A 26,694-nucleotide genomic window follows, 5' to 3' on the forward strand; every position below is an offset into this window, starting at 1 on the left:
CCGGAGCGCAGGAAAAAGGGCAAGCCGGGCCGATTGACGCCGGGCCGCAATCCTCTAGACCATGCCCGCATGGCTGACCTGTCGAGACCCTGGCCGCTGGGCGTGGGCGAAAAGCGCTGGTGGATCACGGTCGGCGCGATCGTCCTGCTGCTCGCCGCCTGCTTTGCCGTCGACCGGCGGGTTTCCCTGTTTGCCCAGGGCTGGCCCGAAGCGGTGCTGGTGCCGCTGGGGCAGATCACCCGCTACGGCGAGTCGGGCTGGATCCTGATCCCCGCCGCCGGCCTGTTCGTGGTGACGGCCTTGCTGGCGCTGGCCGTGCGCTGGCGGCTGATGCGGACCCTGCTGTGGCAGTTCGCCGGGCTTTATGCCTTCATTTTCGTGGGCGTGGGGCTGCCCAGCCTGTTCACCACCATCGCCAAGCGGCTGATCGGCCGCGGCCGGCCGATGCATTTCGACGACACTGGCCTCTTCGGCCGCGCCGCGAACCTCTGGGACTGGACCTACCAGAGCTTCCCCTCCGGCCATGCGACCACCGCCTTCGCACTCGCCGCGGTGCTCGGCTTCCTCTCCGAGCGCTGGTTCTATCCGGCGCTGGCGCTGGCGGGCGTCATCGGGGTGTCAAGGGTGGCGCTCGGGGTGCATTATCCGAGCGACGTGCTGGCCGGCGCCGTCGTCGGGCTGCTCGGCGCCTATTGCGCGCGCTGGCTGTTCGCCCGGCAGGGCTGGATGTTCGTGCGGCGGCCGGACGGCCGCATCCACGCCCGGCCGATGTCGTCGCTGAAGCGCTATCTGGCGCTCAAGCGGCGCGGTAGCGCGCCAGCCCAGCCGCCAGATCGGCCTTGAGGTCGTCGAGCGCTTCGAGCCCGATATGCAGCCGCAGCATCGTTCCGGCCTCGGTCCAGGGCACCGCGGTGCGCACCTTTTCGGGATGGATGGGCAGGCACAGGCTCTCATAGCCGCCCCACGACCAGCCCATCGAAAACAGCTCGAAGCCGTCGACCATCGCCGCCAATGCGGCCCGCGGCTTCGGCTCCAGCACGACCGAAAAGACACTGCCGGCGCCCGAGAAGTCGCGCGCGAAGATCGCGTGGTCCGGATGCGAGGGCAGGGCCGGGTGGATGCTGTTCGTCACGCCGGGCTGCTCGGCGAGCCAGCCGGCGATTTCCCTCGAGCGGGTCGAATGCTCCTTCATGCGCACCGCGAGCGTGCGCAACCCGCGCGCAGCGAGGAAGCAGTCGTCGGGCGAGGCGCAGAGGCCGAGCCGCAGATGCGTGTCGCGCAGCGCCCCCCACCAGGCCTCGTTGGCCGAAGCGGTGCCGAACATCGCGTCGGAATGGCCGACGAACATCTTGGTGCCGGCATGGACGACGATATCGGCGCCGAGCGCCAGCGGCCGGTAGTAGAGCGGCGTCGCCCAGGAATTGTCGACGATGATGGCGATGCCTCGCGGCCGCGCCACGGCGGCGATGGCCGGCAGGTCCTGCACTTCGAACGTCAGCGAGCCGGGACTTTCGACGAAGATCGCCCTGGTGCGCTCGGTGAAGAGGCCGGCGATGCCGGCGCCCAGCCGCGGATCGTAATAGCGCACGGTGACCCCCATCCGGGCCAGCACGCCGTCGGAGACGCGGCGCGTCGGCTGGTAGGCGCTGTCGGTGATCAGCACCTCGTCGCCGGCGTTGAGCACGCTCATCAGCGCCAGCGAGATGGCGGAGAGGCCCGATGGCGCGAGCACGGTGCCTTTGGCGCCCTCGAGCTCGCTCACCAGGGTCTCGACGCTGTCGGCCGACGGATTGCCGGTGCGTCCGTAGTCGAAGCGCGGCGCCGGGTCCTCCAGCGCGTCGAGCGTCGGGAACACGATGGTCGAGCCGCGATAGACCGGCGTGTTCACATAGCCGCGGTTTTCGAAGGGATGACGTCCGGAATGAGTGAGGATGGTCTCGGGGGAGGCCGGCTTGGCGAGCTTTTCGTTCATCTAACTGTCCTGTGCGGCTTGACGTATCCCGCAAGACCCGTTTCCGTGCAATGAGCACCGGGAACGCCAATGATCAAGCACGTCGCCGCCCTTGCCGTCATTCTTGCCGCGCTGAGCGCCACGAGCGCCTATGCCGACCGCCTGGCCGACGTCAAAGCCCGGGGCTTTCTGCAATGCGGGGTGACCGAGGGGGTTCCCGGCTTTTCCGAGCTCAGCGCCAACAATGACTGGGTGGGGATCGAGGTGGATTTCTGCCGCGCCATCGCCTCGGCCGTGTTCAACGACCCCAAGGCGGTGCGCTTCACCACCACGACCTCCGCCGACCGCTGGCAGGCCCTGAGCTCGGGACAGATCGACGTGCTCGCCCGCACCAGCACCTGGACCATGCAGCGCGACACGCAGCTCGGCGTCACCTTCGTCGGCACGCTGTTCTACGACGGCCAGGCGTTCATGGTGAAAAAGGATTCCGGGGCGACCACGGTGCACGACCTCGACAAGCAGACCATCTGCATCGAGGACGGGACCACCACCGAGCTCAACCTCGCCGACTATTTCGCCATCAACAAGCTGAGCTACACGCCGCTGAGCTTCCCCGGCCACGACGAGACCGTAAAGGCGTTCCAGGACGGCAAGTGCATGGCCTATACCTCGGATTCGTCGGGTCTCGCCGCGGACCGTTCGAAATTCACCGATCCGGCCGACTACATCATCCTGCCCGAGGTGATCTCCAAGGAGCCGCTCGCGGTGGTGGTCGCCAAGGGCGACGACGGCTGGTTCAAGGTGGTGCGCTGGGTCTATTACGCGCTGCTCGACGCCGATGAGCTGGGCGTCACGCAGAAGAACATCGACGAGATGGTCGGTTCCGACAACCCCGAGATCAAGCGGCTGCTCGGGGTCAGCGACGACGATTTCGGCACCCCCGTCGGGCTCACCAAGGACTGGGCCTATCGGGTGATCAAGGGCGTCGGCAATTACGGCGAGATGTTCGACCGCAATGTCGGGCCCAATACGCCGCTCGGGCTGCAGCCCGGCCTCAACGCCATCTGGAAGGATGGCGGCATCCAGTATGCGCCGCCGATCCGCTGATTGCCTATAATTGAGGCGAAGCAGGTCGGCACGACGCTCAAAAAGACACCAATACTGACCTAATACAGATATTTTGCGCCGAGAGGACGGAAGCGTGGCTTGACGCGCTCGCCGCTTGCCGCTTCCATGACAACAGCACCCTTGTCACCAAATGGTCGGCAGGTGCCGCCGGGGGGACTTGCAACTATTCTCTCGGGACAAAACAGGGTCAGGAAACAAGGTCATACTCAATGAAAAAACTGCTCGTCTCTTTCGCGATTGCCGCGACGCTCGGATTGGGGGCATCGGCCGCCTACGCCGGCACGCTCGATGACGTCAAAGCCAAGGGTTTCGTCCAGTGCGGCGTGAACACCGGCCTGCCGGGCTTCGGCAATCCCGATGCCAGCGGCAAGTACACCGGCTTCGACGTCGACTATTGCCGCGCCGTCGCCGCCGCCATCTTCGGCGATCCTGACAAGGTCAAGTACACGCCGCTCGACGGCACCGAGCGCTTCCCGGCGCTGCAATCGGGTGAAATCGACCTGCTGGTGCGCAACACCACCTGGACGATGTCGCGCGACACGACGCTGGGCTTCACCTTCGCGGGTGTGAACTACTACGACGGCGAAGGCTTCATGGTGCACAAATCGCTGGGCGTCGCCCACGTCGACGAGCTCAAGGGCGCCACGATCTGCGTGCAGGGCGGCACCGACACCGTCACCGGCCTGGCCGACTATTTCAAGAAGAAGGGCCTCGAATACACGCCGCTGGTGATCGACAAGCTGGCCGACGTCAACGCCGCCTATGAGGCGGGCCGTTGCGACGCGCTGACGACCGACCGCTCGGGCCTGGCCGCCAACCGCCTGCAGATGAAGAACCCCGACGACCACATCATCCTGCCCGAGGTGATCTCGCAGGAGCCGCTCGGCCCGGTGGTGCGCAACAACGACGTGCAATGGTTCCAGGTCGTCAAATGGGTGAGCAACGCGCTGCTCGACGCCGAATATCTCGGCATCACCCAGGCCAATGTCGATGACATGCTGAAGTCGGAAGACTCGGCCGTGCAGCGCTTCCTCGGCGTTGGCGACAACAATTTCGGCAAGTCCATCGGCCTCGACGCCAAGTGGGCCTACAACATCGTCAAGGCGCTGGGGAACTACGGTGAGGTCTATGACCGCAACCTCGGACCCAAGACCCCGCTCGGACTCGAGCGCGGCGTGAACGCGCAGTGGAACAACGGCGGCATCCAGTACGGCATGCCGATCCTCTGATCCTTCGCCTTCGAGGCCGGACCTTGCGTCCGGCCTCGATCGTCCGAACGTCCCCGCGCGGGCGTTCCACCGATCGGGGGTAGAAAACAATGGCAGTAGCCGATGCTGGGCGGATCAGCAGTCCGCGCGATCGCTGGTACAACAATCCAACGGTTCGCAGCATAGCGGTCCAGATCATCCTGATCGTCGCCGTGGTCGGCACGATCGCCTGGTTCGCCAACAACACGGTCACCAATCTTCGCGAACGCGGCATCGCGTCCGGCTTCGACTTCCTGGGGAAGCGCGCCGGCTTCGACATGACGACGTTCCTCAATACCAATTCCGAGAGCACCTACGGCTACATGCTGCTCGCCGGACTGGTCGACACGATCATCGTGGCCATCCTCGCGATCGCCATCGCCACCGTGCTGGGCCTTGTCGTCGGTATCGCGCGGCTGTCGTCGAACTGGCTGATCCGCACCATCGCGACGGTCTATGTCGAGTTCTTCCGCAACATCCCGCCGCTGATCGTCATCCTGTTCTGGTATCTGGGCGTGCTCGCGACGCTGCCCAACATCCGCGACGCCATCCAGATCGGTCCGGATTTCTCGCTGTCCAATCGCGGCATCTTCATGCCGCGGCCGGTACTGGGGCCGAACTTCCACATCGTCATCATCGCCTTCGTGCTGTCGCTGGTGATCGCCTGGGCCGTGCGGCGCTGGGCGCATGCGCGGCGCATGGCGACCGGCCAGGGCTTTCCGTCCGGCTGGGTCGGGCTCGGCATCGTCGTGGTGCTGACCGGCGGCGTGTTTCTCGCCACCGGCGATCCGCTGACCTTCGAGCTGCCGGTCAAGACGCGCTTCAACATCGTCGGCGGCTGGACGGTGACGCCGGAATTCGCCTCGCTGTTCCTGGCGCTCGGCGTCTATACGGCCTCGTTCATCGCCGAGATCGTGCGCTCCGGCATCATGGCGGTGAGCCAGGGGCAGACCGAGGCGGCGCGGGCGCTGGGGCTGCGCGACGGGCTCGTGCTGCGCCTGGTGGTGCTGCCGCAGGCGCTGCGCGTGATCATTCCGCCACTCGCCAGCGAATACCTCAACATCACCAAGAACACCTCGCTCGCGGTGGCGGTGGGCTATGCCGACCTGGTCGCGGTGGGCAACAACGTGCTCAACCCGACCGGCCAGTCGATCGAGGTGGTGGCCGTATGGATGGCCTTTTATCTGGGGCTGTCGATCATCATCTCGCTGGCGATGAACTGGTTCAACGCGCGCATCGCGCTTACCGAGCGATAGGAGCGGCGATGACCGACATGCAGTCGCAGACCGACGTCTTCTTCGTCCGGCAGGAGATGGTGCAGGCCTCACCGCCGCCGATGCGGGTGCGCGGCGTCTGGCCGTGGATGCGCAAGAACCTGTTCGGCAGCGTCGGCGACACCATCCTCAGCATCATCGGGGCCATCCTCGCGCTGGCGATCGTGGTGCCGGTGCTGCAATGGTCGCTGTTCAACGCCACCTGGACCGGCGACAATCGCGAGGCCTGTGCGCCCAATACGGTCGGGGCGTGCTGGGCCTTCGTGAAGGCCAATTTCGGCCAGTTCATCTATGGCCGCTATCCCGATCCCGAGCGCTGGCGCGTCAACGTCACCTTCGTGCTACTGGCGGCGGGCATCATTCCGATGGCCATTCCGTCGGCGCCGTTCAAGCGGCTGAACCTGCTTTACGTCTTCATCATCTTTCCGGTGCTGTCGGGATGCCTGCTGGTCGGCGGCATGTTCGGCCTGCCGGTGGTCGAGACGGCGCTGTGGGGCGGCCTGTTCCTGACGCTGGTGGTGTCCTATGTCGGCATGGCGATGTCGCTGCCGCTCGGCATCATCCTCGCCCTCGGCCGGCGCTCGAAGATGCCGATCGTGCAGTGGGTCTGCGTGTTCTTCATCGAGGTCTGCCGCGGCGTGCCGCTGATCACGGTGCTGTTCATGGCCGGCATCCTGCTGCCGCTGTTCCTGCCCACCGGCGTGAACTTCGACAAGCTGGTGCGCGCGCTGCTCGGGCTGTCGCTGTTCGCGGCGGCCTACATGGCCGAAGTCATCCGCGGCGGGCTGCAGGCGATCCCCAAGGGCCAGTACGAAGGGGCCAAGTCGCTCGGCCTCGGCTACTGGACGATGATGCGGCTGATCATCCTGCCGCAGGCCATCACCATCGTGATCCCGGGCATCGTCAACACCTTCATCGGCCTCTTCAAGGACACCAGCCTCGTCTACATCATCTCGATCTTCGAGCTGCTCTACACGGTGCGCAACAGCTTCACCGATCCGGTGTGGGCAACCTCGACGACGCCGGCGTCGGGGCTGCTGTTCGCGGCGCTCGTGTTCTGGATCTTCTGCTTCGGCATGAGCCGCTATTCCAAATTCACCGAAGACCGGCTGCGTGTCGGCTACAAACGATAGGACGAACGCCCATGTCGCTGCCCGAAGCCGCCACCGACCAGCGGGTCGACACCTCGAAGATGCAGGTTTCCGACGAGGTCGCCGTCGACCTGATCGGCGTTAACAAATGGTATGCCGAATTCCACGTGCTCAAGGACATCAATCTGCGCGTGATGAAGGGCGAGCGCATCGTCATCGCCGGCCCCTCCGGGTCGGGCAAGTCGACGATGATCCGCTGCATCAACGCGCTGGAGGAGCACCAGAAGGGCAAGATCATCGTCGATGGCATCGAGCTCACCAACGACCTCAAGAAGATCGACGACGTCCGCAAGGAAGTCGGCATGGTGTTCCAGCACTTCAACCTGTTTCCGCATCTGACGATCCTCGAGAACTGCACGCTCGGCCCGATCTGGGTGCGCAAGATGCCGCGCGCGCAGGCGGAAGAGGTGGCGATGCACTATCTCGAGCGCGTCAAGATTCCGGAGCAGGCCAAGAAATATCCCGGCCAGCTGTCGGGCGGGCAGCAGCAACGCGTCGCCATCGCCCGCTCGCTGTGCATGAACCCGCACGTGATGCTGTTCGACGAGCCGACCTCGGCGCTCGACCCGGAAATGGTCAAGGAAGTGCTCGAGGTGATGATCGGTCTCGCCGAAAGCGGCATGACCATGCTGTGCGTCACGCACGAGATGGGCTTTGCCCGGCAGGTCGCCAACCGCGTGATCTTCATGGACCAGGGCCAGATCATCGAGCAGAACGATCCCGAGGAGTTCTTCCTGCATCCCCGGCACGAGCGCACCAAGCTGTTCCTCAGCCAGATCCTGCACTGAGGCCGCGGCACCGCTGCGCTTGACCGACCTGCCGCGCTGGTGAAGATGCGGCAGGCGCTTCTATTGTCGCGTTTCCGGACCAGAAAACCGGAGCCACTTTTCCTGGAAACGCTTTAGGGAGCAATTGCCGGTGGGTTTGGCAGTCGCGCGGCAGGCACTATCGGCGCTTCTCGGCCTGCTCCTGCTGGGCAGCGCAGCGATGGCACAGGCGCCGGCGGCGGATGGGCCGACGCTGGCGGCGGTAAGGGCGCGCGGGCACCTGATCTGCGCCGGCAGCGACCCGTTGCCGGGGTTCGCGCAGGTCAATGCGCAGGGGCTGTGGACCGGCTTCGACGTCGATTTCTGCCGCGCCGTGGCCGCCGCCGTGTTCGGCGATCCCAGCAAGCTCGAATTCCGCGCGCTCTCCGGCGATGCCCGCTTCGCCGAGCTGCAGACCGGCGAGGTGGACGTCGTCGCCCGCGATGCCGACTGGACCATGCGCCGCGACACCCGGTACGGCGCGAGCTATGTGGCGCCGATCTTCTACGACGGCCAGGCCTTCATGGTGCCGCAGGCGCTCAACATCGTCTCGGCCTATCAGCTCGACAACCTCAGGGTCTGCGTTCTCGACCAGAGCGACCAGCTCGCCAATCTGCGCGAGTTCGGCTTCGTCAATCAGGCGAGCTACACCGAGGTGCTGTACGAGGATCGCGAGGATCTGGCGGTCGCCTACCGCAAGCAGCTCTGCGACGCGGTCTCGGCGCCGGCCTCGTGGCTCAACGCCATCCGGCGCAACATGGACGATCCGGGCAGCCAGCGCATCCTGCCCGAGCGCATCAGCAAATCGGTGTTCGGCCCGGTGGTGCGGCAGGGCGACGACCAGTGGTTCAAGATCGTGCAATGGACCGCCTACGCGCTGATCGACGCCGAAGAGGCGGGGATCACCTCGCTCAACGCGCAATCGCTCACCGCCGCCAAGACGCACCGCATCCGCAAGCTGCTCGGGCTGGAGGGCAATTTCGGCGCGTCGCTCGGGCTCGACAATTTCTTCATCCGCAATGTCATTGCGGCGGTAGGCAATTACGGCGAAATCTTCGACCGCAATTTCGGGCCGGGCACCGGCGCGGGCGTGGCGCGCGGGCAGAATGCGCTGTGGAGCAATGGCGGGCTGATCTACGCCCCCAATGTCGATACCGACGGGGTCGGGGGGTTCTAATCTAGGCGAAGAGCAGCGCCACCCTGCGGTTCTGGGCGCCCTTCTTTTCGATCTTGCCGAGCTTGAGCGGACCGATCTCGGAGGTGTTGGCGACGTGCGTGCCGCCGCAGGGCTGCAGGTCCACATCGCCGATGCGCACCAGCCGCACCCGGCCCTGGCCCATCGGCGGCTTCACCTTCATGGTCTTGATCAGCCCGGGATTGGCGGCCATTTCCTCGTCGGTGATCCATTGGTCGCTGACCGGATGGGCCGCCGCGACCATGGCGTTGAGCGCTGCCTCCAGCGCCGGCAGATCGGCCGGCACCTCGGGCATGTCGAAATCGAGCCGGCCCTTGTCCTCGCCCACCGAGCCGCCGGTGACGGGGAAGGGGAAGACCACCGACAGCAGGTGCAGGGCGGTGTGCATCCGCATCAGCCGGTAGCGGCGGTCCCAGTCGATCTCGAGGGTCACCGCGTCGCCGGCGGCGAGCGCCGGTGCGCCGTCGGCGGGCACGTGGACGATGCGCGACTTGTCGCCCTCCGGATGCACCACGTTGACGATCGGCACCACCCGCCCGTCGGCGGCGACCATGCGGCCGCTGTCGTTGGGCTGCCCGCCGGACGCGGCGTAAAAGATGGTGCGGTCGAGCACGATGCCGCCTTCGGGCGTGGTCGCGGTGACGATGGCGGGCAGCGTCTTCAGGTAGCTTTGGGAGCGGAACAGATATTCGGTCATCGGGGCCTCACAGGATTGGGGACAACAGCCGCGCCGCCTGGGCCAGGAAGCGCATGACCACACCCTGCGAGCCGGGCACGACGCGGTCCACCTTGTTGGCGTCGCTGAAGTCGCGGCGCAGCATCTTTTCGACGTCCTTGATCATCTGCTCGCCGGTGAACCACATGGTGATCTCGAAATTGATGCGGAACGAGCGGTTGTCGAAATTCACCGTGCCGACGCCGGCGATCTTGTCGTCCACCAGGATCACCTTCTGGTGCAGGAAGCCGCTCGGATAGCGGTAGATGTCCATGCCGTGATGCACCATGCGGTTGGCATAGGCGATGCTGGCCAGCCAGACGATCTTGTGGTCGGGCTTTTCCGGTATGAGGATGCGTACGTCGACGCCGCGCATCTGCGCCGCGAACAGCGCCGTCTCCATCGACAAATCGGGCACGAAATAGGGGCTGACGATCCACAGCCGCTTCTGGCTCTGGCCGATCACGTCGTCGAAGGCGATGGCGCAGCTTTCGAGCTCGTCGGCGGGCCCGGTCGGCATGATCAGCATCGACTGGTCGCCCGCGGTTTCGATGCTGGTCGGCAGGCCGGTGATCTCCTCGCCCGTCGCCCACTGCCAGTCCTCGCGGAAGCTGAGCTCGGCGGCCAGCACCGCCGGCCCCTTGAAGCGCACATGGGTATCGCGCCAGTGGCCGAAGACCTTGGAGCGGCCGACATATTCGTCGCCGACATTGAGGCCGCCGATCCAGGCCTCCTTGCCGTCGACGATCACGATCTTCCTGTGGTTGCGGTACTGGATGCGGGTCGGGCCCAGCAGCCGCAGGAAGCGGTGGCGGTGGTTGAAGCCGTGGACGCGGATGCCGGCGTCGCGCAGCCGCTGCTTGTAGGCGCGCGGCAGCCAGAAGCTGCCGACATCGTCGTAGAGCAGGTAGATGCGCACGCCCGCCTGGGCGCGCTCGAGCAGTCGCTCGGCGAATTCACGGCCGAGCTCGTCGTCGTGGATGATGTAGAACTGCACCAGCAGCGTCTCGGTGGCGCGGCTGATGCCCTCGAACATCGATTTGAACGTCGCCTCGCCGTCGATCAGCAGCTCGACCTCGTTGCCCTTGAGGAAGGGCAGTTGCGAGACGTTGGTCAGCACCGGAAATTCCTCGGCCGAGGGCTGGTCGAGGATCTTCTGCTTGCTGGCGCGCACCCGGCGCAGCACGCGGCCGGAATGGGTCTGCACCGCCGCATAGTCGTCGAACGATTTGACGCCGAACACCGCGTAGATCAGCGTCATCGGGAACGGCAGGATCAGCAGCGTGATGATCCAGGCGATCGAGCCCTGCGAGGTGCGCGAGCGGAAAATCTCGCTGATCACGAAGCCGATGGCGAGGACGTAATTGGCTGCAAAGAGCCAGTACAGAATGCCCCGGTAGGGGAGCAGTTCAACGAGCCAGCTCTCGAGTCTCAGCATCAGGCGGGGTCGGGTTCAACGACGGCGCGCCAATCTACTGTTTCGGGGGTCGCAAGCCAATGCGGAACCGGCAGGCCCTTGGACTTGAGGAACGCGGGGTTGAACAGCTTGCTCTGGTAGCGGTTGCCGTAGTCGCAGAGCACGGTGACGATGGTCTTGCCGGGCCCGAGCTCCTTGGCCAGCCGCACCGCGCCGGCGATGTTGATGGCCGACGAGCCGCCGAGGCACAGGCCCTCGTGCTCGAGCAGGTCGAACAGATAGGGCAGGGCTTCGCTGTCGGGGATCTGGTAGGCGTGGTCGACCTCGACGCCTTCGAGGTTGGCGGTGATGCGGCCCTGGCCGATGCCCTCGGTGATCGAGCTGCCCGACGATTTGAGCTCGCCATGGGCGTAGTGGTTGTAAAGCGCTGCGCCCTCGGGATCGGCGAGGCCGATCTGTACATCCTTGTTCCGCTGCTTGAGCGCCATGGACACGCCGCCCAGCGTGCCGCCTGAACCGACGGCGCAGATGAAGCCGTCGATCTTGCCCTGCGTCTGCTCCCAGATTTCGGGGCCGGTGGTCTCGATATGGGCGCGGCGGTTGGCGACATTGTCGAACTGGTTGGCCCAGATGGCGCCATTGGGCAGCTCGGCGTTGAGCTTGTCCGCCAGCCGGCCGCTGAGCTTCACGTAATTGTTGGGGTTCTTGTAGGGCTTGGCCGGCACCTGGATCAGCTCGGCGCCGAAGAGCGTCAGCGCGTCCTTCTTTTCCTGGCTCTGCGTGTCGGGGATGACGATCACCGACTTGAAGCCCATGGCGTTGGCGACCAGCGACAGCCCGATCCCGGTATTGCCGGCGGTGCCCTCGACGATGGTGCCGCCGGCGCGCAGCAGGCCCTTGTCCAGCGCGTCGCGCACGATGAACAGCGCCGCCCGGTCCTTCACCGATTGTCCTGGGTTCAGGAACTCAGCCTTGCCCCAGATCTCGCAGCCGGTCTCGTCGGAAACGCGGTTGAGGCGGATCAGCGGAGTGTTGCCGATGGCGGAAAGGACGTCGCGGTACTTGCTCATGCAAGGGCTTGTAGAAAGGCTCCGTCTCAGGAACAAGCGATAAAGCCCCAGTCGGCATACGATTTCTGCTTTCGCCGCCGGCAGTAGAAACGACATTCCGTCTGGCCGTCCGCGGCGCGTTTTGCTTGCTTGCCCGCCTTGGGCCGAAAGCGTATTTCCCGCGGCCATGACCGAAGCCAAGCCGCTCACCCACCTCAAGGCCCTCGAATCCGAGAGCATCGAGATCCTGCGCGAGGTGGCGGCGAGCTTCGAGCGGCCGGTGATGATGTATTCGATCGGCAAGGATTCCTCGGTCCTGCTGCACCTGGCGCGCAAGGCGTTCTTTCCCGGGCGGGTGCCGTTCCCGGTGCTCCACATCGATACGACCTGGAAGTTCCGGGAGATGATCGCCTTCCGCGACCGCATGGCGCGCGAGCACGATCTCGACTTGATCGTGCACACCAATCCCGAGGGCCTCGCCGCCGGCATCAACCCGTTCGACCATGGCTCGGCGCGCCATACCGACATCATGAAGACGCAGGCGCTGCGGCAGGCGCTCAATGCCGGCCGCTACGACGCGGCGATCGGCGGCGCCCGCCGCGACGAGGAGAAGTCGCGCGCCAAGGAGCGCATCTTCTCGCACCGCAACGCCCAGCATGCCTGGGACCCCAAGAACCAGCGCCCCGAGCTCTGGCGCATCTTCAACACCCGCCTCGCGCCGGGCGAGAGCATGCGCGTCTTTCCCATCTCCAACTGGACCGAGCTCGACGTCTGGACCTACATCTACGCCGAGCAGATCGAGATTCCGTCGCTGTATTTCGCGCGCCGGCGGCCGGTGGTCGAGCGCAGCGGCACGCTGATCATGGTCGACGACGAGCGCTTCCGCTTCGAGCCGGGCGAGACGGCGCACGAGGAGATGGTGCGCTTCCGCACGCTCGGCTGCTACCCGCTGACCGGCGGCATCCGCTCCACGGCGGCCGACCTGCCCTCCATCATCATGGAGATGCAGGCCTCGCGCACCTCCGAGCGCGAGGGCCGGCTGATCGACAGCGACAGCGCCGGCTCGATGGAAAAGAAGAAGCAGGAGGGGTATTTCTGATGAACGCCCCCGCGCCCTTCCGGTCCGCCGATACCGACCTCGACCGCTGGCTCGCGCAGCAGACGGGCAAGAGCCTGCTCCGCTTCATGACCTGCGGGTCGGTCGACGACGGCAAGTCGACGCTGATCGGCCGGCTGCTCTACGACAGCCAGCTCATCCTCGACGACCAGCTGGCAAGCCTGCGCAAGGAAAGCCGCAACCGCCAGGTGGGCGATGAAGGCATCGACTTCTCGCTGCTGGTCGACGGTCTGGTCGCCGAGCGCGAGCAGGGCATCACCATCGACGTCGCCTACCGGTTCTTTTCGACCGACAAGCGCAAGTTCATCGTCGCCGATACGCCGGGCCACGAGCAATATACGCGCAACATGGCGACGGGGGCGTCGAACTCCGACCTCGCGGTGGTGCTGATCGACGCGCGCAAGGGCGTGCTGACGCAGACCCGCCGGCACAGCTTCATCCTCAGCCTGATCGGGGTGAAGCACGTCGTCCTCGCGGTCAACAAGATCGACCTCGTCGGCTACGACGCCGATGTCTTCAACGCCATCGAGGCGGACTACCGCGCCTTCGCCCGGGATCTCGGCTTCGAGACGCTGGTGGCGATCCCGGTGTCGGCGCTCAGGGGCGACAACATTCTCGGGCCGTCCGCGGCGATGCCGTGGTATTGCGGGCCGCAGCTCGTGCCCTATCTCGAAGCCATCGAGGTGGCGTCCGACCGGGCCGGCAAGCCGCTGCGCTTTCCGGTGCAATGGGTGAACCGGCCGAACCTCGATTTCCGTGGCTTTGCCGGCACCGTCGCCTCCGGCGTCGTGGCGGTCGGCGACGACGTGCTGGTGGCGGCGTCGCGCAAGCCGGCGAAGGTCACGCGCATCGTCACCATGGATGGCGATCTGCAGCAGGCGGTGGCCGGCGAGGCCGTGACCCTCGTCCTCGATCGCGAGATCGACGTGTCGCGCGGCGACATGCTGGCGCATCCCGGGCAGACGCCGGAATTCTCCAACCAGTTCCAGGCGCGGATGATCTGGATGAACGAGGAGCCGGCCATTCCCGGCCGCTCGTATCTGTTGAAGCTCGGCACGCAGCAGGTGCCGGCGGCGATCACCGACCTCAAGTTCCGCACCAACGTCAACACGCTGGAGCACAGCGCCGCCAAGACGCTGGAGCTCAACGAGGTCGGCACGCTGACCATCGCCACCGACAAGCCGATCGCCTTCGACTCCTACGCGAGCAACGGCCTCACCGGCGGCTTCATCCTGATCGACCGCATCTCCAATGCGACGCTCGGCGCCGGGGTGATCGATTTCGGCCTGCGGCGGGCGCAGAATCTGAGCTGGCAGAGTTTCGACGTGAACCGCAAGGTGCGCGCCGAGATGAAGGGGCAGGAGCCGGCGATCGTCTGGTTCACCGGGCTTTCCGGCTCGGGCAAATCCACCGTCGCCAACCTCGTCGAAAAGAAGCTCGCGGCCGAGGGCAAGCACGCCTACATCCTCGATGGCGACAATGTGCGGCACGGCCTCAACAAGGACCTCGGCTTCACCGAGGAAGCGCGCGTCGAAAACATCCGCCGCGTCGCCGAGGTGGCGCGGCTGATGGCCGATGCGGGGCTGATCGTGCTGGTCTCGTTTATCTCGCCGTTCCGCAACGAGCGGCGGCTGGCGCGCGAGATCGCCGGCGATGTGAGCTTCACCGAGGTCTATGTCGATACGCCGCTCGCCGTCTGCGAGGCGCGCGATCCCAAGGGCCTCTACGCCCGGGCCCGGCGCGGCGAGATCAAGAATTTCACCGGCATCGACAGCCCGTTCGAGCCGCCCGAGCATGCCGAGATCGTGCTGCACGGCGCCACCGAAACGCCGCAGAAGATGGCCGAGGACCTGTTCGAGCGGGTGTTCGGCTGGGGGCCGAGCTACTCGATCTGACGCCGCACTAGTGCCCCAGCATCAGCTTGATGGCATAGCCGACCACGGCCACGGCCAGCACGCCGGCGAACCACAGGCCGACGAACCACATCAGCCGCGAGGCGAGGGGCGCCATCAATGGTACCCCTCGTTCGGATCGACCTTGCCGCGGAACACCCAATACGCATAGCCGGTGTAGATCAGGATGATCGGCACCAGCACCGCTGCGCCGACCAGCAGGAAGCCGAGCGAGGCATCCGGCGCCGCCGCTTCCTTGATGGTGAGGGCGCCCGGCACGATGTATGGGTAGAACGATATCCCAATGCCGATGAAGCTGATGACGAACAGCCCGAGCGCGCTGAGGAACGGCTGCAGGTGCTTGTCGGCGGTCAGCCCCTGCCACAAGCCGAAGGCGCAGACGGCCAGCAGCAACGGCACGATGGCGGAGAAATACGCCGTGGGCCACTGGAACCAGCGGGTGAAGTAGATCGGGTCGAGGAACGGCGTCCACAGGCTCACCGCGCCGATCAGCACCAGCGTGCCGACGCCGGCGTAGATGGCGAAGCGCTTCGCCTTGGCCTGCAGCGGCCCGCTGGTCTTGAGGTTGAGCCAGGTGGCGCCGAGGAGGCCATAGCCCACCACCACGGCGACGCCGGTCAGCAGCGAGAACGGCGTCAGCCAGTCCCACCAGCCGCCGGCATAGTGGCGGTCGGCGACCTTGATGCCCTGCACCAGCGCCCCGAGCGCAATGCCCTGGGTGAAGGCGGCGACGATCGAGCCCAGCGCGAAGCCCCAGTCCCACACCGGCCGCCAGCGCCTGGTGCGGAAGCGGAACTCGAAGGCGACGCCGCGGAAGATCAAGGCGAGCAGCATCAGGATGATGGGGGCATAGAGCGCCGGCAGCACCGTGGCGTAGGCGAGCGGGAACACCGCCATCAATCCGCCGCCGCCGAGCACCAGCCAGGTCTCGTTGCCGTCCCACACGGGGGCCACCGAATTGGTCATGAGGTTGCGCTCGTGCTGGTCCTCGAAGAACAGGAACAGCACGCCGACGCCGAGATCGAAGCCGTCGAGCACCACATAGGCGAGCACGGCGAAGGCGATCAGTCCGGCCCAGATGAAGCTGAGATCAACCATGGCTGGCGCCTTCCGCGATCTGCTGCGCCGGGGTGATGCCGGCGGCGCGTGTCGGCCCGTCGGTCAGCTCCTCCTGCTCGCCCTCGGGCGTCTTGCTGACGGTGCGCAGGATGTAGAACACGCCGGCGCCGAAGACGACGAAGTATACCACGATGAACGCCACCAGCGAGGCGCCCACCGCCTCGGCGTCGACGTTGGACAGGCTGTCGGCGGTGCGCAGCAGGCCATAGACGGTATAGGGCTGCCGCCCGACCTCGGTGGTGTACCAGCCGGCGAGCACGGCGACGAAGCCCGACGGGCCCATGGCGATGGCGGCGCGATGCAGCCAGGTGCTGGTGTAGAGCGTCTTTCTGTAACGCGCCCACAGCGACCAGAGGCCGGTGATCAGCATCAGCACGCCCAGCCCGACCATGATGCGGAAGGTCCAGAACGGGATGAGGGCGGGCGGCCGCTGGTCGGGCGGGAAGTCCTTGAGCCCCTTGATCGAGGCATTCGGGTTGTGCGCCAGGATGAGGCCGCCCAGCAGCGGGATCTCGATGGCGAATTTGGTCTCTTCGGCCTTGTCGTCGGGGATGCCGACGAGGATCAGCGGCGTCGTCGGCGTGGTGTCGTAGTGGCCCTCGATGGCGGCGATCTTTTGCGGCTGGTACTCCAGCGTGTTGAGCCCGTGCTGGTCGCCGGCGATGATCTGCACCGGCGTCACCAGCGCGGCCATCCACATCGCCATCGAGAACATCACCCGGGCCTGCCGGTTGGAGCTGTCGCGCAGCAGGTGGTAGGCGCCCACCGCGCCCACGGCGAAGGCGGTGGTGAGGAAGGCGGCGAGCACCGTGTGCACGAGCCGGTAGGGGAAGGACGGGTTGAAGATGATCGCCCACCAGTCGACCGGCACGAACTGGCCGGCGGCATTGGTGGCGTAGCCGGCGGGCGTCTGCATCCAGCTGTTGGCCGAGATGATCCAGGTGGCCGAGATCAGCGTGCCGATGGCCACCATTGCCACGGCCAGCATGTGCAGGCCGTCGCCGACGCGCTTGCGGCCGAACAGCGCGATGCCGAGGAAGCCCGCTTCGAGGAAGAATGCCGTCAGCACTTCGTAGCCCATCAGCGGGCCGATCACCGGCCCGGCCTTGTCGGCGAAGCGGGCCCAGTTGGTGCCGAACTGGTAGCTGATGACGATGCCGGAGACGACGCCCATGCCGAAGACGATGGCGAACACCGTCTTCCAGTAGTCGAACAGCTTGAGGTAGGCCGTGTCGCGCTTCCACAGCCACAGCGCGTTCAGCACCGCGAGGTAGCTCGCCAGGCCGATGGAGAAGGCCGGAAAGATGAAGTGGAACGAGATGGTGAACGCGAACTGGATGCGGGCGAGAAGCTCCGCGGTCTGGCCAAACGACATGACGCTGCCTCCGTTCGGGTGAACGCTGATCCTCGCTCACCTATGCTCTCGTGAATAGTTGAATCGTGCTGTGGTTCCGATACGCAGTTCCGCCGCGCGTCACCACGGCGCGCGGCAGCTTGACGCGCCAAAATGTTCGTTGTTTGTTCTGATTGAGGACGACATGAGCAGCGACGAGAGCGACCGCAGCCGCCTGACGCGCGACATCCACGCGATGCCTGACGACATCCGGCAGGCGCTGTCGACGCGCGGCGTGATGGAAGCCTACCGCCGCCGTCCGCCGTACCAGCAGAACGACTATGTCGGCTGGATCACGCGCGCCAAGCTGCCGGCGACGCGGGCCAGGCGGCTGGCGCAGATGCTGGACGAACTCGAGCGCGGCGGCATCTACATGCACATGACATGGCACGGCGAGCGCTGAGGGCGCACCAACCTCGTCCGACGCGGTTGCGTCGGCTGGCCGATCCGGTCTGAGGGAAAGTGGCTCCGCGAGTAGGAGTATGAGCCACGGGTTGGCCCCTCCGGGAGCCCGAGTTTCCTTGGGGTTTTGTCGCGCTGCGAAGGCGGTATCGGCTCAAAGGTGCTCCAGAATGTGCGCCAGTTTTTCGGCGATCGGAGCCATGGTTTGGCCGGCGCCCCGTCCGAAGAGGTGCGACCGCAAAGCGTGACGGGGAGGGTGGCCGCTCAGGCGGCCTTGTTGCGCAAGTGAGCTTTGACGCGGGCCATGGCGGCGTCGCGGACGCGGCTCTCGGCGAGCATCTTCTCGACCAGCTCGTAGTACGGGATCAGCTGGGTATAGCCACGCTGGATCAGCGTGGCGCAGGCGGTGAGGCTCTTTTCGAACTCGGCCGTGGTCGGAATGTCGGGACGGTGCCTCACAGGGACAACCCCCGGGCGCGGCCGAGCATGATGGCGATCACGCCGGCGAGGCCCGCCAGCGTCCAGAGGCCGGCGAGCACGAGCAGCCAGCGGTTTTCCCCGTGGCGCCGCGGCGCGCGGATGGTGCGGCGGACCATCATGCTGCGGCCCGCCGCGGCCGGTGGCCGCCATCGTCGCCCTCGGGCGGCATCGGTTCGCCGAACAGCCGGCAGGCCTCGGCGTAGGCGTCGCGCGTGGCCTGGATGGCCACCTCGGGCGTGCGCGAATACTCGGCGCTGATGACGATATCGCGCAGGGCGTTGAACACCTCGTGCGGGGCGTCGAACCCGTAGATGGCGCAGAGCGCGCCGAGCGCGGCCCGACGTTCCCACGGGGCAGCATCGACCGCCGCCGCCTGGATCGCGTCGACCGCATCGCGATCGATGCCGGCCTGCCGGCGATCGTCGCGGTCGAGGCCGCTGTGGGCGATGGCGTGCCGCAGCGACCAGAGGAGCCTGCCGGGGCGCATTTACTCGGCGTTCCGGGCGAGCTGGTCGCGGGCCCAATCGGGCAGGCCGGGCGCCTCGGGCACGCCGAACACCTCGCCGGCCTGCCGGGACGCGCGGCGCTCGACCGGCTGGCCACAGCGGACGGTGAAGTCCTCGGCGACGGCCGGCACCAGGTCGGGCCAAAGGTCGGCTATCTCGGCGTTGCCGAAGTCCTGGCGGCGGAGTGCCGAGTGCACGTCGCCGACCAGCGGCATCAGGCCGAGGACGAGGGCGCGTGCGGCCGTCAGGCGCTGGGCGCGGTTATAGGCGACGGAGAGTTCCGCCGGTGCTTCGACGAGCTGGGTGGCGCGGCCGATGTTGCGGTGCAGGTCCTCGGCGGTCAGGTCGCAGGTTTCGGGCTCGGCCTCGAAATCACGCTCTGTGACGGTGCCATCGAGCAGGTGCCGGCGCCGCTCGATGACGAGCGCCATGCGGTGCGGGATATCGAGCGCCAGCCAGGCGGGTGTCTGTGAAGCCGAGACGGAAGAGGAGAGTGTGTCGAGCATCCTGGGTTCCTCCATGAGAGGAAACCATTGTTACCCAAATTGGGTAATCGCACAACCCCAAATTGGGTAACTAACGTCCGACGGCTACATCTTTGACCGCCGCATCGGGATTTCGCCGAATGAATTTCTGTGCGGCCCTTCTCGGCTTAATGTCCGTAATCAGGGCCATCAGATCGACCGCCACATCGTGCATTGTCGGTGCATTGGTGCTTTCGAGGTCAAAGAGGCCCCGACTTCGGCCGCGCTGAGGGACCTTCACCAGGACCCGGCCGTCCGGGAGCCAACAGACGCATGGTTCGCCCAAGTGCTCATCCCGAGGTTCGGTGCGCTCATCATAGAACAAAAGCCATCCGTCGTTTGCCAAGCCGTACATTGAAGTCCCTTTAACCTCTAGCGCTTTGGCGTTCTCACTGGCCCCGGCCGGAGCCGGCACCTCGCCAAAATTCTGGTCGCCCAACGCGAACAACACGGACCCGTCAGGTCCCGCGCCCGCTAGGCCAATAATCTCAACAGTATGTTCGGGCAAAACGTCTGAAGGCTGGACACCATATATCTGCGTCGCCTTGTCGATGTGAACGTCGGTAAGTTTTCGCTCGCCGCGCTCGAGCTTGATGTAGCCGGATCGCGACATCCCCATGGCGTCGGCCGCTTGATCAAGCGTCCAACCACGTCCATCCCGCAGAGCTCTGAGGCGATTACCCATGCTGGGTATCGTGCCGTGATCGCTGGGCTGCGTCGTTCCCCAATATGGGGTTGCAATGTTACCCAAATTGGGTAACAAGATGGGCTCATGAAGCTCGCGCTCTACATGTCGCAACACAATCTCTCCCCCGAGGACATGGCAATCAAGATCGAGGATTGCTCGGCTTCGGCCGTGCTCAAGTGGTCACGCGGCGAGCGCGTTCCGCGGGTCGAGCAGCAGCGTCGCATCTACGAAATCACCGACGGGCAAGTGACGCCCAATGATTTCGTGCTGGACCAGGCGGTGGAGCCATGAGCGCGCGCCGCAAAATTGCGGACCTGCTGCGCCGCGCCGCCCGGTCGATCGACGACACGCCGGCCGAGCGGGTGCTGCGCCTGGAGCTGGCGCCGCGGCGGATCAGCCGCGCCACCGGCACGGCAGAATACTTCGACCGCCGCAAGGGCCTGTGGGTCTCGTGGCGCGACTGGCTGGGGAGAGCGTGATGGGGCGCTCATTCCCGCATTCCCAGCACGCGCGTGCGGATGGTGGTCAGCGCCTCGTCGAGCGCGTCAAGCGCCATCTGGTGCGCGGCGTCCCGGTCGTAGGTTCCCGGCTCGAGGCCGGCGACGGCATCGTCGAACACGGCCGCCGCGGCGTAGTCGCTCAGCGTGCGCCGCACCAGGTCGGCGCTTTCGGCTTCGCGCTCCTCGGGCGAGGTATGCACCAGATTGGTGCTGACGCTGAGCAGCAGCTTGAACAGCACGTCGTTCGCCATTGCCTGGCCGACATAGAGCGTTTCGACGCTCGGCCGATCCTCAGCCATTCCTGTTCCCCTTTCCGAACCGGCGCACGTCCTCTTCCTGCGGCGCGCCGAGGCGGAGCGCCGCGCGAGTGTGGAGACCTCCCATGGCTCGCGCGGCGTCCCTTATCCGTCGTCGGGGACGTTCTCGCATGGCCGAATTGCGGCCGTCACTGCGTAAATTCGGGAGAGTTACGCCATGGCTAGCACGCGCCGGCTGGGGGCCGAGATCTATGCGGCGCTGAAGGCCTCTACCGCGAGCTTCGTGCGCGAGGCGTTCGGGGTGCAGAAGCTGGCGGCCGCGGCAACGCGGGTCGAGCAGCAGGCGATCTCGGACTACTGCAACAAGACGGCGGCCGAAAGCTTCATGCCGATCGACGTTGTCGTCGACCTGGTGCAGGCGAGCGGCGATACGCAGTTGCTGCGCACCGTGGCCGACCTCTGCGGCTGCCTGCTGGTGCCGCTGCCCGAGGGTCGGGCGAGCGATGCGATCGACGAACACACCATCCGCACGGCCAAGGACTATGCCGACATGGTGGCCGCGATCATGTCGGCCAAGCGCGACGGTCGCATCACGCCCGCCGAAAAGCAGCAGCTGCTCAAGGACATTCGCGACCTGATGATCGAACTGGCCGCGCTGGCCGAGGCGATCAAGGCGGCGGTGCACGAATGACGCCCGACCTGACCCGGCGCGCTGTCCGCGAGGAAATGGATGAGGCCGAACGCAAGGCTTGGGATGCGCTCGCTCGCTACAAATTCCAAATGTTCGGTTACTGGGCCGCAATCTGGGTGCACCTCAACCGGGTCGGTGGCTTCAAACGGCCAAACCCCTTTAAGAGCGCCGTTCTGCTCGCTCGCGGCTCGCGCGCGAGGGGCGCGTCTCCAACAGTGAGGATGATCGTGATGAGTGATCTATTGGGATTGGACAACGCTCTGGCCGATCGAGCGCGAGAGCACTCGCTCGGCCAACCGCCGCGTGGCGCCATGCCCGAAAGCGAGCTGCCGTTGACCTGGCCGGAGGCGGGCCCGAGGCCGCACCGTTTCGCCGGCATCTTCCGGATGCTGCAGGGCGAGGAGCGGCACGAGTTCGACGAGTCGATCCGCATCAAGGGCCTGCTCAACAAGATCGTGATGTTCGAGGATGCGATCCTCGACGGGCGCAACCGCTACATCGCCCTGGTCGATGCCGGCATCGTCGATCCGGCGCTCGACTGGCGCGGCTACCCGGACCTGTTCACCGCGTTCGACGGCACCGCGCAGGAGGCGCTGGAGCGCGTCTGGATGCTCAACGAGCAGCGGCGCCACGACAGTGCCGGCGAGCGGGCCATGGCCGCGGCGCGCTACAAGAAATTCCTGGAGCAGGTGGCCGATCCCGCAAAATTGCGGAAATCGGACGCCGAATTGGCGGCCGAACATGGCGTGTCGGAGCGGCTGCTCAACTCGGCGAATGCCGTGCTGAAGAATGCCGAGCCCGACCTGGTGCAGGCCGTCGACGAGGGGCGCGTGTCGGTGACCGATGCCGCCGAGGCGGCCCGCCTGGCCAAGGAGCAGCAGGCCGAGATCGCTGCCGCGGCGGACCGCAAGGCGGCCAAGCGCAAGGTGCAGGCGGCCAAGGCACCGGACCTGCCGCCGCCGCTCAGCCGCACCGACCTGGCGCTGTTCAGCGAGGCGGTGTGCAACCTCGCGCATGAGGCGGCGAAGAAGCATGGCGGGGCAGGGGCCTCGATCTCGGCCGACAAGGTGCTGAAGTTCGCGCGCGATCTTGGCCTCATCCAGCAGAGCGGCGAGTTCGGCTTTACGCGCCCGATGCTGCTGGCGCTCAACAAGCTGCGCGACACCATGCCGGACAAGCCGGCGAAGGCGCCCAAGCGCGAGCCCGATCTGCTCGGGCCGACGGTACCGCCGCTCGGTGGCGAGTGGTCGCAGCAGATCGGTGGGTTGAGCGGCAGGGACACGGCATCGATCGCGGTCTTTCATGAGGAAGATGAAACGTTCTCGGTGTCGGTGCACTACAGCTTCGCCACGACGGGCGGAGGTGGACCGTTCGCCGGCAGTTACCCGGATTTTCATGCTGCCATCGCAGCAGCGGCCGGCGAGTTGCTGCATACACTGCGCGACATTCACGATCGGGAGGACAGCGTCACCTCCGACGTGACGCGACGCTCGGCCAAGGCGGGCGCCGACTGGCTCCAGCACAAGCTCGACGAATGGGGGATCGCGCTTCCCGATCCGGTGTCGGACGCGGTCGATGAGGTTCTCGACATCGTCGCCGGCGCGGTTGGGCTCCAGCTCGACTACGACGCGCTGGTGGCGGAGCAGGGCGAGCGCAAGGGCCATCACACCAAGGCGTCGGCGGAGCCGATCCTCAGGGCCGGGCGGGGCGCCGACATCGAGTGGCAGCGGATCGCCGACGATATCGGCCACCCGCTCGGGACCGTGCAGGGATGGTCGTTCAAGCTCGGCCTCACCGGCAAGGGTACGGGCCGGTCGGCGCCGCGCGGCCGCAAGAGCGAACAGCAGGCGGCAGCATGAACGCGATCCTGCCCGACAGCTTCCGGGAGTTTGCGGCGGCGCGCGGCGAGGCCGTGCCGGACGAGCTGATCGTCGACGGCTTCGCCGGCGGCGGCGGCGCGTCGGAAGGCATCGAGCAGGCGCTGGGCGACCTGATCGCGCAGGGGATGGATGTGCCCGAGCATGTGTCGATCGCCATCAATCACGACGATGCGGCGATCGCCATGCATCGGATCAACCATCCGCACACGCTGCACCTGCCGCACGACATCTGGCGGGTCAACGCGCTGCGCGTCACCAACGGCATCCGCGTCGGACTCGGCTGGTTCTCGCCCGATTGCCGGCATCATTCCAAGGCCAAGGGTGGCCGGCCGGTCAGCAAGTCGGTGCGCGACCTGCCTTGGGTGGTGGCGTACTGGGCCAAACAGGTGCGGCCGCGCATCCTGTTCCTCGAAAACGTCGAGGAAATGCGCGACTGGGGTCCGCTGCTGCGGATCGCCGAGGGCGTGTACAAGCCCGACCCGGCACGCAAGGGGCAGACGTTCGACACCTGGCTCAACAAGTTCGTGCGCATGGGCTACCGCGTCGAGCTCAGGCAGCTGCGCGCCTGCGACTATGGCGTGCCGACGATCCGCAAGCGGCTCTACATCATCATGCGCTGCGACGGCGAGCCGATCGTCTGGCCCGAGCCGACGCATGGCGATCCGAAGTCCGAGGCCGTCGCGTCGGGCCGGCTGAAGCCGTGGCCGGTCGCGGCCGACATCATCGATTTCGACCTGCCATGTCCGTCGATCCTGATGACGCGCGACGAGGCGCGCGCCTACACCAAGGCCACGGGCATCCGGCTGGTCCGGCCGCTGGCGACGAACTCGGAAGCGAGGATTGCCAGGGGCTTCAAGCGCTATGCGCTCGATGCGGCCGAACCATTCGTTGTTCACCTGTCGCACGGTGACAGCGGCGGGCGGCGCAGCTTCGGCGGAGACGAGCCGCTGACGACGGTCGAAGCGACGGGCAACAAGCACGCCGTGGTCGTTCCGCATGTGATGACGATGCGCAATGCCGAAAAGCCGTTCAACGGCGCCGACGAACCTGCCCATTCGGTGACAGCGGGCGGCGCGGGCCTGAGCCTTGTCGAAGGCGCGATCGTCCCGTTCGTGACGCATGGCCAGCATGGCGGGCGCTCACGCGAGGCGGGCGAGCCCATGCATACGGTGGAGGCCTCGCCCAAGAACACCGACCAGCTGGCGCAGGCCTTCCTGGTGCCGCGTTATGGCGAGCGGGTGGGGCAGCAGCCGCGCAGCCGCGCGATCGACGAGCCGATGCCGACGACGGTCCCGACGGGCAATGGCGGCGATCTGGCTGTTGCCTATCTGGCGCAGCACAATGGCGACCCGCGCGCCGATGGACAGGACGGCGCACGGCCGGGCCGTCCGATGGACGAGCCGCTCCCGACCAGCACGACGCGCGGCACGCAGGCGCAGCAGGTGGTGGCCTATCTGGCGCAGAACAATACCGATGTCGTCGGCCATGATTTGCGCGAGAGCGTGTCGACCATCGTCGGCAAGGGCTCGACCCAGTCGCTGGCAGTGGCAATGTTGTCGCACGCCTATACCTCCAACACCGCCGGCGGCGAGGGGGACCCTGGCAAGCCGATCAAGACGGTGCTGACAGGCAACCATGCGAACCTCGTCACCCTGCCACTGGTGACGGCCTACTACGGCAACGAGCAGAGCGCCGGGACGATCGACACTCCGCTGCGCACCGCATCGACCCGCGACCGCTTCGGCGTGGTGGAGGGCGCGGCGGCTACACCGCCGCTGACCGAGGCGCAACTGGCGCGCGCCCGGCAGGTGGCGGCGTTCCTCAGGCAATATGGCTGCTGGGACGAGCGCGAGCTGGTCACCCTCGTCATCAGGGGCGTCACCTACATCGTCGTCGATATCGGCATGCGCATGCTGACGGCGCGCGAGCTGGCGCGGGCGCAGGGCTTCCCCGAGCGCTACGTGCTGGCGGCGCCCTACGGCAAGGGCGTGCTGTCGGACACCGAGCAGCGGCACAAGATCGGCAACTCGGTCTGCCCCGGCGTGGCGCGGGCGCTGGTTGCCGCCAACTACCGGCCGCGGGCGGCGCGGTCGCAACCCACAGCGAGGGCGGCATGATGGACGAGCGCTATGTCAGGATCGACGGGACCCAGCTCAGCGAGGCGCTGCAGCTTTGCACCTACGTCGTCGAAAAGCGCAACACCTATCCGATCCTCGCGATGGTGAAGCTCGACTACCACGACGCGGTGCTGACGCTGACGGCGACCGATCTCGATATCGACCTCAGCGTCGTCTGCGCGCCGATCGGGTGCGGCACGGCCGACTGGACGATCTGCCTGCCGGCGCATCCGCTCGCCAGCATCGCGCGCCTCGCCGGAAGCAACGGCGTGGTCATCCGGCCGAACCCGTCGGATGCGACCAAGGTGCAGGTGTCGCTCGACCAGGGCGACCTGTTCCAGGAGGTGTCGTACGATATCGACGGCCTGGCGTCGGACAGCTTCCCCGACATCAGGGGCAAGCGCGGCGAGCTGATCGAGATCTTCGGCAATGGGCGCATGGCCGAGCTGCTGCGCCGCGTGTCCTGGGCCATGTCCACCGAGGAGACGAGGTATTACCTCAACGGCGTCGCCTGGCAGGTGGGTGGACCGCTGGGCCGGCGGCTCGCGGCGACGGATGGGCACCGGCTGGCGCTCTGCTCCTACGACCCCATCGACACCGCGGGGCAACAGCTGACGCGCATCCTGCCCATCAAGCTGGTCGGCCTGCTCGAGCGCCTGCCCATGCCCAACCTCAATGTGTTCGACGTGCTGTCGGACGCGCCCGGCCGCGCCGGTCTCAATGCGATCGAGATCGATGCCGGCAAGGTGACGATCCGCGCCAAGCTGGTCGAGGGCACCTATCCCGACATCGACCGGGTGATCCCGAAGCCGAGCAACCATGTCGCGCGCTTCGAGCTGCCGGCCGACCGGCTGGCTGGTGCCGTCGATCGCGCCTTGGTCCTGGCTGAAAGCACCAAGGGCGGCAAGATGATCAGCTTCAGCCGCGACGAGGCGACGGGCCTGATCGCGGTCGCCAACATGACGCTGGACTATGGGGCGTCGAAGGTGGTGACGCCGTTCGCCTGGCCCGAGGGCGGCGTGACGTTCGGGGCGAACGGCCGGTATCTGCGCGACGTTCTGAAAAGCTGCGCCGGCAAGCTGCAGATCAAGCAGATCGATGCGGCGGCGCCGATCACCATCCTCGACGAGGACGGGACGATGGTGCGGCTGCTGATGCCGATGAGGGTGTGAGC

28 protein-coding genes are annotated in these 26,694 nt (G+C 66.4%); 16 read left to right on the forward strand and 12 right to left on the reverse strand.

The features are described 5' to 3' along the window. Positions 1 to 69 precede the first annotated feature (69 nt). Complete coding sequence (locus tag BGO82_RS07585; protein WP_291304953.1) at positions 70 to 843, forward strand: phosphatase PAP2 family protein; 774 nt, start codon at positions 70 to 72, stop codon at positions 841 to 843. On the opposite strand, the gene metC is transcribed toward BGO82_RS07585, so the two are convergent. Further along, positions 797 to 1,972: a cystathionine beta-lyase gene (gene metC / locus BGO82_RS07590; protein ID WP_291304954.1), complete on the reverse strand. Its 1,176-nt coding sequence runs from the start codon at positions 1,970 to 1,972 to the stop codon at positions 797 to 799. The two genes, BGO82_RS07585 and metC, sit on opposite strands and share 47 nt — an antisense overlap. A 69-nt stretch (positions 1,973 to 2,041) precedes the next feature. Between metC and BGO82_RS07595 the strand changes: the two genes are divergently transcribed. The 6 genes from BGO82_RS07595 (at position 2,042) to BGO82_RS07620 (ending at position 8,734) form a co-directional block, all read left to right on the forward strand. Further along, positions 2,042 to 3,058, forward strand: coding sequence for an amino acid ABC transporter substrate-binding protein (locus BGO82_RS07595; RefSeq protein WP_291304955.1), 1,017 nt, complete (start codon positions 2,042 to 2,044; stop codon positions 3,056 to 3,058). A gap of 230 nt (positions 3,059 to 3,288) precedes the next feature. Beyond that, a complete protein-coding gene (locus BGO82_RS07600; RefSeq protein WP_291304956.1) occupies positions 3,289 to 4,308 on the forward strand; it encodes an amino acid ABC transporter substrate-binding protein in 1,020 nt (339 codons plus the stop codon). Between the two features lie 89 nt (positions 4,309 to 4,397). Further along, positions 4,398 to 5,582, forward strand: a complete 1,185-nt coding sequence (locus tag BGO82_RS07605) for an amino acid ABC transporter permease (protein ID WP_291304957.1) — start codon at positions 4,398 to 4,400, stop codon at positions 5,580 to 5,582. 8 nt (positions 5,583 to 5,590) lie between these two features. Further along, the gene (locus tag BGO82_RS07610; RefSeq protein ID WP_291304958.1) at positions 5,591 to 6,733 is read left to right on the forward strand and encodes an amino acid ABC transporter permease; all 1,143 of its coding nucleotides are present in this window, start codon (positions 5,591 to 5,593) and stop codon (positions 6,731 to 6,733) included. 11 nt (positions 6,734 to 6,744) lie between these two features. After that, positions 6,745 to 7,539, forward strand: a complete 795-nt coding sequence (locus BGO82_RS07615) for an amino acid ABC transporter ATP-binding protein (protein ID WP_291304959.1) — start codon at positions 6,745 to 6,747, stop codon at positions 7,537 to 7,539. Between the two features lie 130 nt (positions 7,540 to 7,669). After that, positions 7,670 to 8,734: a transporter substrate-binding domain-containing protein gene (locus BGO82_RS07620; protein WP_291304960.1), complete on the forward strand. Its 1,065-nt coding sequence runs from the start codon at positions 7,670 to 7,672 to the stop codon at positions 8,732 to 8,734. Between the two features lies 1 nt (position 8,735). Here BGO82_RS07620 and BGO82_RS07625 read toward each other — a convergent pair whose 3' ends face one another. From BGO82_RS07625 to BGO82_RS07635, 3 genes are read right to left on the reverse strand one after another with little or no spacing between them, the layout of a single operon-like run. After that, the gene (locus BGO82_RS07625; protein ID WP_291304961.1) at positions 8,736 to 9,449 is read right to left on the reverse strand and encodes an alanyl-tRNA editing protein; all 714 of its coding nucleotides are present in this window, start codon (positions 9,447 to 9,449) and stop codon (positions 8,736 to 8,738) included. A gap of 7 nt (positions 9,450 to 9,456) precedes the next feature. Next, positions 9,457 to 10,905, reverse strand: a complete 1,449-nt coding sequence (gene cls, locus BGO82_RS07630) for a cardiolipin synthase (protein WP_291304962.1) — start codon at positions 10,903 to 10,905, stop codon at positions 9,457 to 9,459. Beyond that, positions 10,905 to 11,954, reverse strand: coding sequence for a cysteine synthase A (locus BGO82_RS07635; protein WP_291304963.1), 1,050 nt, complete (start codon positions 11,952 to 11,954; stop codon positions 10,905 to 10,907). The genes cls and BGO82_RS07635 overlap by 1 nt, the downstream gene beginning before the upstream one ends. A 166-nt stretch (positions 11,955 to 12,120) precedes the next feature. Between BGO82_RS07635 and cysD the strand changes: the two genes are divergently transcribed. Both cysD and cysN read left to right on the forward strand, forming a co-directional pair. Next, positions 12,121 to 13,032 carry a sulfate adenylyltransferase subunit CysD gene (cysD, locus tag BGO82_RS07640; RefSeq protein WP_291304964.1) on the forward strand — a complete coding sequence of 304 codons (912 nt, stop codon included), beginning with the start codon at positions 12,121 to 12,123 and terminating at the stop codon, positions 13,030 to 13,032. After that, a complete protein-coding gene (gene cysN, locus BGO82_RS07645) occupies positions 13,032 to 14,945 on the forward strand; it encodes a sulfate adenylyltransferase subunit CysN (protein ID WP_291304965.1) in 1,914 nt (637 codons plus the stop codon). The genes cysD and cysN overlap by 1 nt, the downstream gene beginning before the upstream one ends. Before the next feature lie 114 nt (positions 14,946 to 15,059). On the opposite strand, the gene cydB is transcribed toward cysN, so the two are convergent. Both cydB and BGO82_RS07655 read right to left on the reverse strand, forming a co-directional pair. Continuing rightward, a complete protein-coding gene (gene cydB, locus BGO82_RS07650; protein ID WP_291304966.1) occupies positions 15,060 to 16,061 on the reverse strand; it encodes a cytochrome d ubiquinol oxidase subunit II in 1,002 nt (333 codons plus the stop codon). Continuing rightward, positions 16,054 to 17,457: a cytochrome ubiquinol oxidase subunit I gene (locus BGO82_RS07655; protein WP_291304967.1), complete on the reverse strand. Its 1,404-nt coding sequence runs from the start codon at positions 17,455 to 17,457 to the stop codon at positions 16,054 to 16,056. Before BGO82_RS07655 ends, cydB begins: the two co-directional genes overlap by 8 nt. A gap of 163 nt (positions 17,458 to 17,620) precedes the next feature. Here BGO82_RS07655 and BGO82_RS07660 point away from each other — a divergent pair, with 163 nt between their 5' ends. Then, a complete protein-coding gene (locus BGO82_RS07660) occupies positions 17,621 to 17,878 on the forward strand; it encodes a YdeI/OmpD-associated family protein (RefSeq protein WP_291304968.1) in 258 nt (85 codons plus the stop codon). A 263-nt stretch (positions 17,879 to 18,141) separates the two neighbouring features. On the opposite strand, the gene BGO82_RS07665 is transcribed toward BGO82_RS07660, so the two are convergent. The 5 genes from BGO82_RS07665 to BGO82_RS07685 all read right to left on the reverse strand — a co-directional run bounded on the left by BGO82_RS07665 (position 18,142) and on the right by BGO82_RS07685 (position 20,072). Continuing rightward, entirely contained in the window at positions 18,142 to 18,336 is a 195-nt protein-coding gene (locus tag BGO82_RS07665) for a hypothetical protein (protein WP_291304969.1), read from the reverse strand. After that, on the reverse strand, positions 18,333 to 18,476 hold the full coding sequence (locus tag BGO82_RS07670; RefSeq protein WP_291304970.1) for a hypothetical protein: 144 nt from the start codon (positions 18,474 to 18,476) through the stop codon (positions 18,333 to 18,335). Before BGO82_RS07670 ends, BGO82_RS07665 begins: the two co-directional genes overlap by 4 nt. Further along, a complete protein-coding gene (locus tag BGO82_RS07675) occupies positions 18,473 to 18,844 on the reverse strand; it encodes a hypothetical protein (protein ID WP_291304971.1) in 372 nt (123 codons plus the stop codon). The genes BGO82_RS07670 and BGO82_RS07675 overlap by 4 nt, the downstream gene beginning before the upstream one ends. Continuing rightward, positions 18,845 to 19,369, reverse strand: a complete 525-nt coding sequence (locus BGO82_RS07680) for a hypothetical protein (RefSeq protein ID WP_291304972.1) — start codon at positions 19,367 to 19,369, stop codon at positions 18,845 to 18,847. It abuts the gene before it with no gap. 70 nt (positions 19,370 to 19,439) lie between these two features. Then, on the reverse strand, positions 19,440 to 20,072 hold the full coding sequence (locus BGO82_RS07685) for an XRE family transcriptional regulator (RefSeq protein ID WP_291304973.1): 633 nt from the start codon (positions 20,070 to 20,072) through the stop codon (positions 19,440 to 19,442). Positions 20,073 to 20,159: 87 nt separating this feature from the next. Here BGO82_RS07685 and BGO82_RS07690 point away from each other — a divergent pair, with 87 nt between their 5' ends. Both BGO82_RS07690 and BGO82_RS07695 read left to right on the forward strand, forming a co-directional pair. Further along, positions 20,160 to 20,366 (forward strand): hypothetical protein, encoded by a 207-nt coding sequence (locus tag BGO82_RS07690; RefSeq protein ID WP_291304974.1) that lies wholly within the window; start codon positions 20,160 to 20,162, stop codon positions 20,364 to 20,366. After that, positions 20,363 to 20,554, forward strand: coding sequence for a hypothetical protein (locus BGO82_RS07695; RefSeq protein ID WP_291304975.1), 192 nt, complete (start codon positions 20,363 to 20,365; stop codon positions 20,552 to 20,554). The genes BGO82_RS07690 and BGO82_RS07695 overlap by 4 nt, the downstream gene beginning before the upstream one ends. A gap of 8 nt (positions 20,555 to 20,562) precedes the next feature. On the opposite strand, the gene BGO82_RS07700 is transcribed toward BGO82_RS07695, so the two are convergent. Further along, the gene (locus BGO82_RS07700) at positions 20,563 to 20,874 is read right to left on the reverse strand and encodes a hypothetical protein (protein WP_291304976.1); all 312 of its coding nucleotides are present in this window, start codon (positions 20,872 to 20,874) and stop codon (positions 20,563 to 20,565) included. Positions 20,875 to 21,049: 175 nt separating this feature from the next. On the opposite strand from BGO82_RS07700, the gene BGO82_RS07705 reads away from it, so the two are divergent. The 4 genes from BGO82_RS07705 (at position 21,050) to dnaN (ending at position 26,692) form a co-directional block, all read left to right on the forward strand. Next, positions 21,050 to 21,523, forward strand: a complete 474-nt coding sequence (locus BGO82_RS07705) for a phage regulatory CII family protein (RefSeq protein ID WP_291304977.1) — start codon at positions 21,050 to 21,052, stop codon at positions 21,521 to 21,523. A gap of 311 nt (positions 21,524 to 21,834) precedes the next feature. Beyond that, positions 21,835 to 23,382: a hypothetical protein gene (locus BGO82_RS07710; RefSeq protein WP_291304978.1), complete on the forward strand. Its 1,548-nt coding sequence runs from the start codon at positions 21,835 to 21,837 to the stop codon at positions 23,380 to 23,382. After that, positions 23,379 to 25,520: a DNA cytosine methyltransferase gene (locus BGO82_RS07715; protein WP_291304979.1), complete on the forward strand. Its 2,142-nt coding sequence runs from the start codon at positions 23,379 to 23,381 to the stop codon at positions 25,518 to 25,520. The genes BGO82_RS07710 and BGO82_RS07715 overlap by 4 nt, the downstream gene beginning before the upstream one ends. After that, positions 25,517 to 26,692 (forward strand): DNA polymerase III subunit beta, encoded by a 1,176-nt coding sequence (gene dnaN / locus BGO82_RS07720; protein ID WP_291304980.1) that lies wholly within the window; start codon positions 25,517 to 25,519, stop codon positions 26,690 to 26,692. Before BGO82_RS07715 ends, dnaN begins: the two co-directional genes overlap by 4 nt. Positions 26,693 to 26,694 lie beyond the last annotated feature (2 nt).

This window comes from Devosia sp. 67-54, from assembly GCF_001899075.1.
In the GTDB taxonomy this organism is placed as follows: domain Bacteria; phylum Pseudomonadota; class Alphaproteobacteria; order Rhizobiales; family Devosiaceae; genus Devosia_A.

Coding starts and splice junctions, on each gene's coding strand:
- BGO82_RS07695 (WP_291304975.1), top strand. CDS start 20,363: ATGAGCGCGCGCCGCAAAATTGCGGACCTGCTGCGCCGCGCCGCCCGG.
- metC (WP_291304954.1), bottom strand. CDS start 1,972: ATGAACGAAAAGCTCGCCAAGCCGGCCTCCCCCGAGACCATCCTCACT.
- BGO82_RS07700 (WP_291304976.1), bottom strand. CDS start 20,874: ATGGCTGAGGATCGGCCGAGCGTCGAAACGCTCTATGTCGGCCAGGCA.
- BGO82_RS07585 (WP_291304953.1), top strand. CDS start 70: ATGGCTGACCTGTCGAGACCCTGGCCGCTGGGCGTGGGCGAAAAGCGC.
- BGO82_RS07610 (WP_291304958.1), top strand. CDS start 5,591: ATGACCGACATGCAGTCGCAGACCGACGTCTTCTTCGTCCGGCAGGAG.
- BGO82_RS07670 (WP_291304970.1), bottom strand. CDS start 18,476: ATGATGGTCCGCCGCACCATCCGCGCGCCGCGGCGCCACGGGGAAAAC.
- BGO82_RS07635 (WP_291304963.1), bottom strand. CDS start 11,954: ATGAGCAAGTACCGCGACGTCCTTTCCGCCATCGGCAACACTCCGCTG.
- BGO82_RS07655 (WP_291304967.1), bottom strand. CDS start 17,457: ATGTCGTTTGGCCAGACCGCGGAGCTTCTCGCCCGCATCCAGTTCGCG.
- BGO82_RS07605 (WP_291304957.1), top strand. CDS start 4,398: ATGGCAGTAGCCGATGCTGGGCGGATCAGCAGTCCGCGCGATCGCTGG.
- BGO82_RS07715 (WP_291304979.1), top strand. CDS start 23,379: ATGAACGCGATCCTGCCCGACAGCTTCCGGGAGTTTGCGGCGGCGCGC.
- BGO82_RS07625 (WP_291304961.1), bottom strand. CDS start 9,449: ATGACCGAATATCTGTTCCGCTCCCAAAGCTACCTGAAGACGCTGCCC.
- cydB (WP_291304966.1), bottom strand. CDS start 16,061: ATGGTTGATCTCAGCTTCATCTGGGCCGGACTGATCGCCTTCGCCGTG.
- BGO82_RS07660 (WP_291304968.1), top strand. CDS start 17,621: ATGAGCAGCGACGAGAGCGACCGCAGCCGCCTGACGCGCGACATCCAC.
- BGO82_RS07595 (WP_291304955.1), top strand. CDS start 2,042: ATGATCAAGCACGTCGCCGCCCTTGCCGTCATTCTTGCCGCGCTGAGC.
- dnaN (WP_291304980.1), top strand. CDS start 25,517: ATGATGGACGAGCGCTATGTCAGGATCGACGGGACCCAGCTCAGCGAG.
- cysN (WP_291304965.1), top strand. CDS start 13,032: ATGAACGCCCCCGCGCCCTTCCGGTCCGCCGATACCGACCTCGACCGC.
- BGO82_RS07690 (WP_291304974.1), top strand. CDS start 20,160: ATGAAGCTCGCGCTCTACATGTCGCAACACAATCTCTCCCCCGAGGAC.
- BGO82_RS07705 (WP_291304977.1), top strand. CDS start 21,050: ATGGCTAGCACGCGCCGGCTGGGGGCCGAGATCTATGCGGCGCTGAAG.
- BGO82_RS07685 (WP_291304973.1), bottom strand. CDS start 20,072: ATGGGTAATCGCCTCAGAGCTCTGCGGGATGGACGTGGTTGGACGCTT.
- cls (WP_291304962.1), bottom strand. CDS start 10,905: ATGCTGAGACTCGAGAGCTGGCTCGTTGAACTGCTCCCCTACCGGGGC.
- BGO82_RS07675 (WP_291304971.1), bottom strand. CDS start 18,844: ATGCGCCCCGGCAGGCTCCTCTGGTCGCTGCGGCACGCCATCGCCCAC.
- BGO82_RS07710 (WP_291304978.1), top strand. CDS start 21,835: ATGCCCGAAAGCGAGCTGCCGTTGACCTGGCCGGAGGCGGGCCCGAGG.
- BGO82_RS07600 (WP_291304956.1), top strand. CDS start 3,289: ATGAAAAAACTGCTCGTCTCTTTCGCGATTGCCGCGACGCTCGGATTG.
- BGO82_RS07615 (WP_291304959.1), top strand. CDS start 6,745: ATGTCGCTGCCCGAAGCCGCCACCGACCAGCGGGTCGACACCTCGAAG.
- BGO82_RS07680 (WP_291304972.1), bottom strand. CDS start 19,369: ATGCTCGACACACTCTCCTCTTCCGTCTCGGCTTCACAGACACCCGCC.
- cysD (WP_291304964.1), top strand. CDS start 12,121: ATGACCGAAGCCAAGCCGCTCACCCACCTCAAGGCCCTCGAATCCGAG.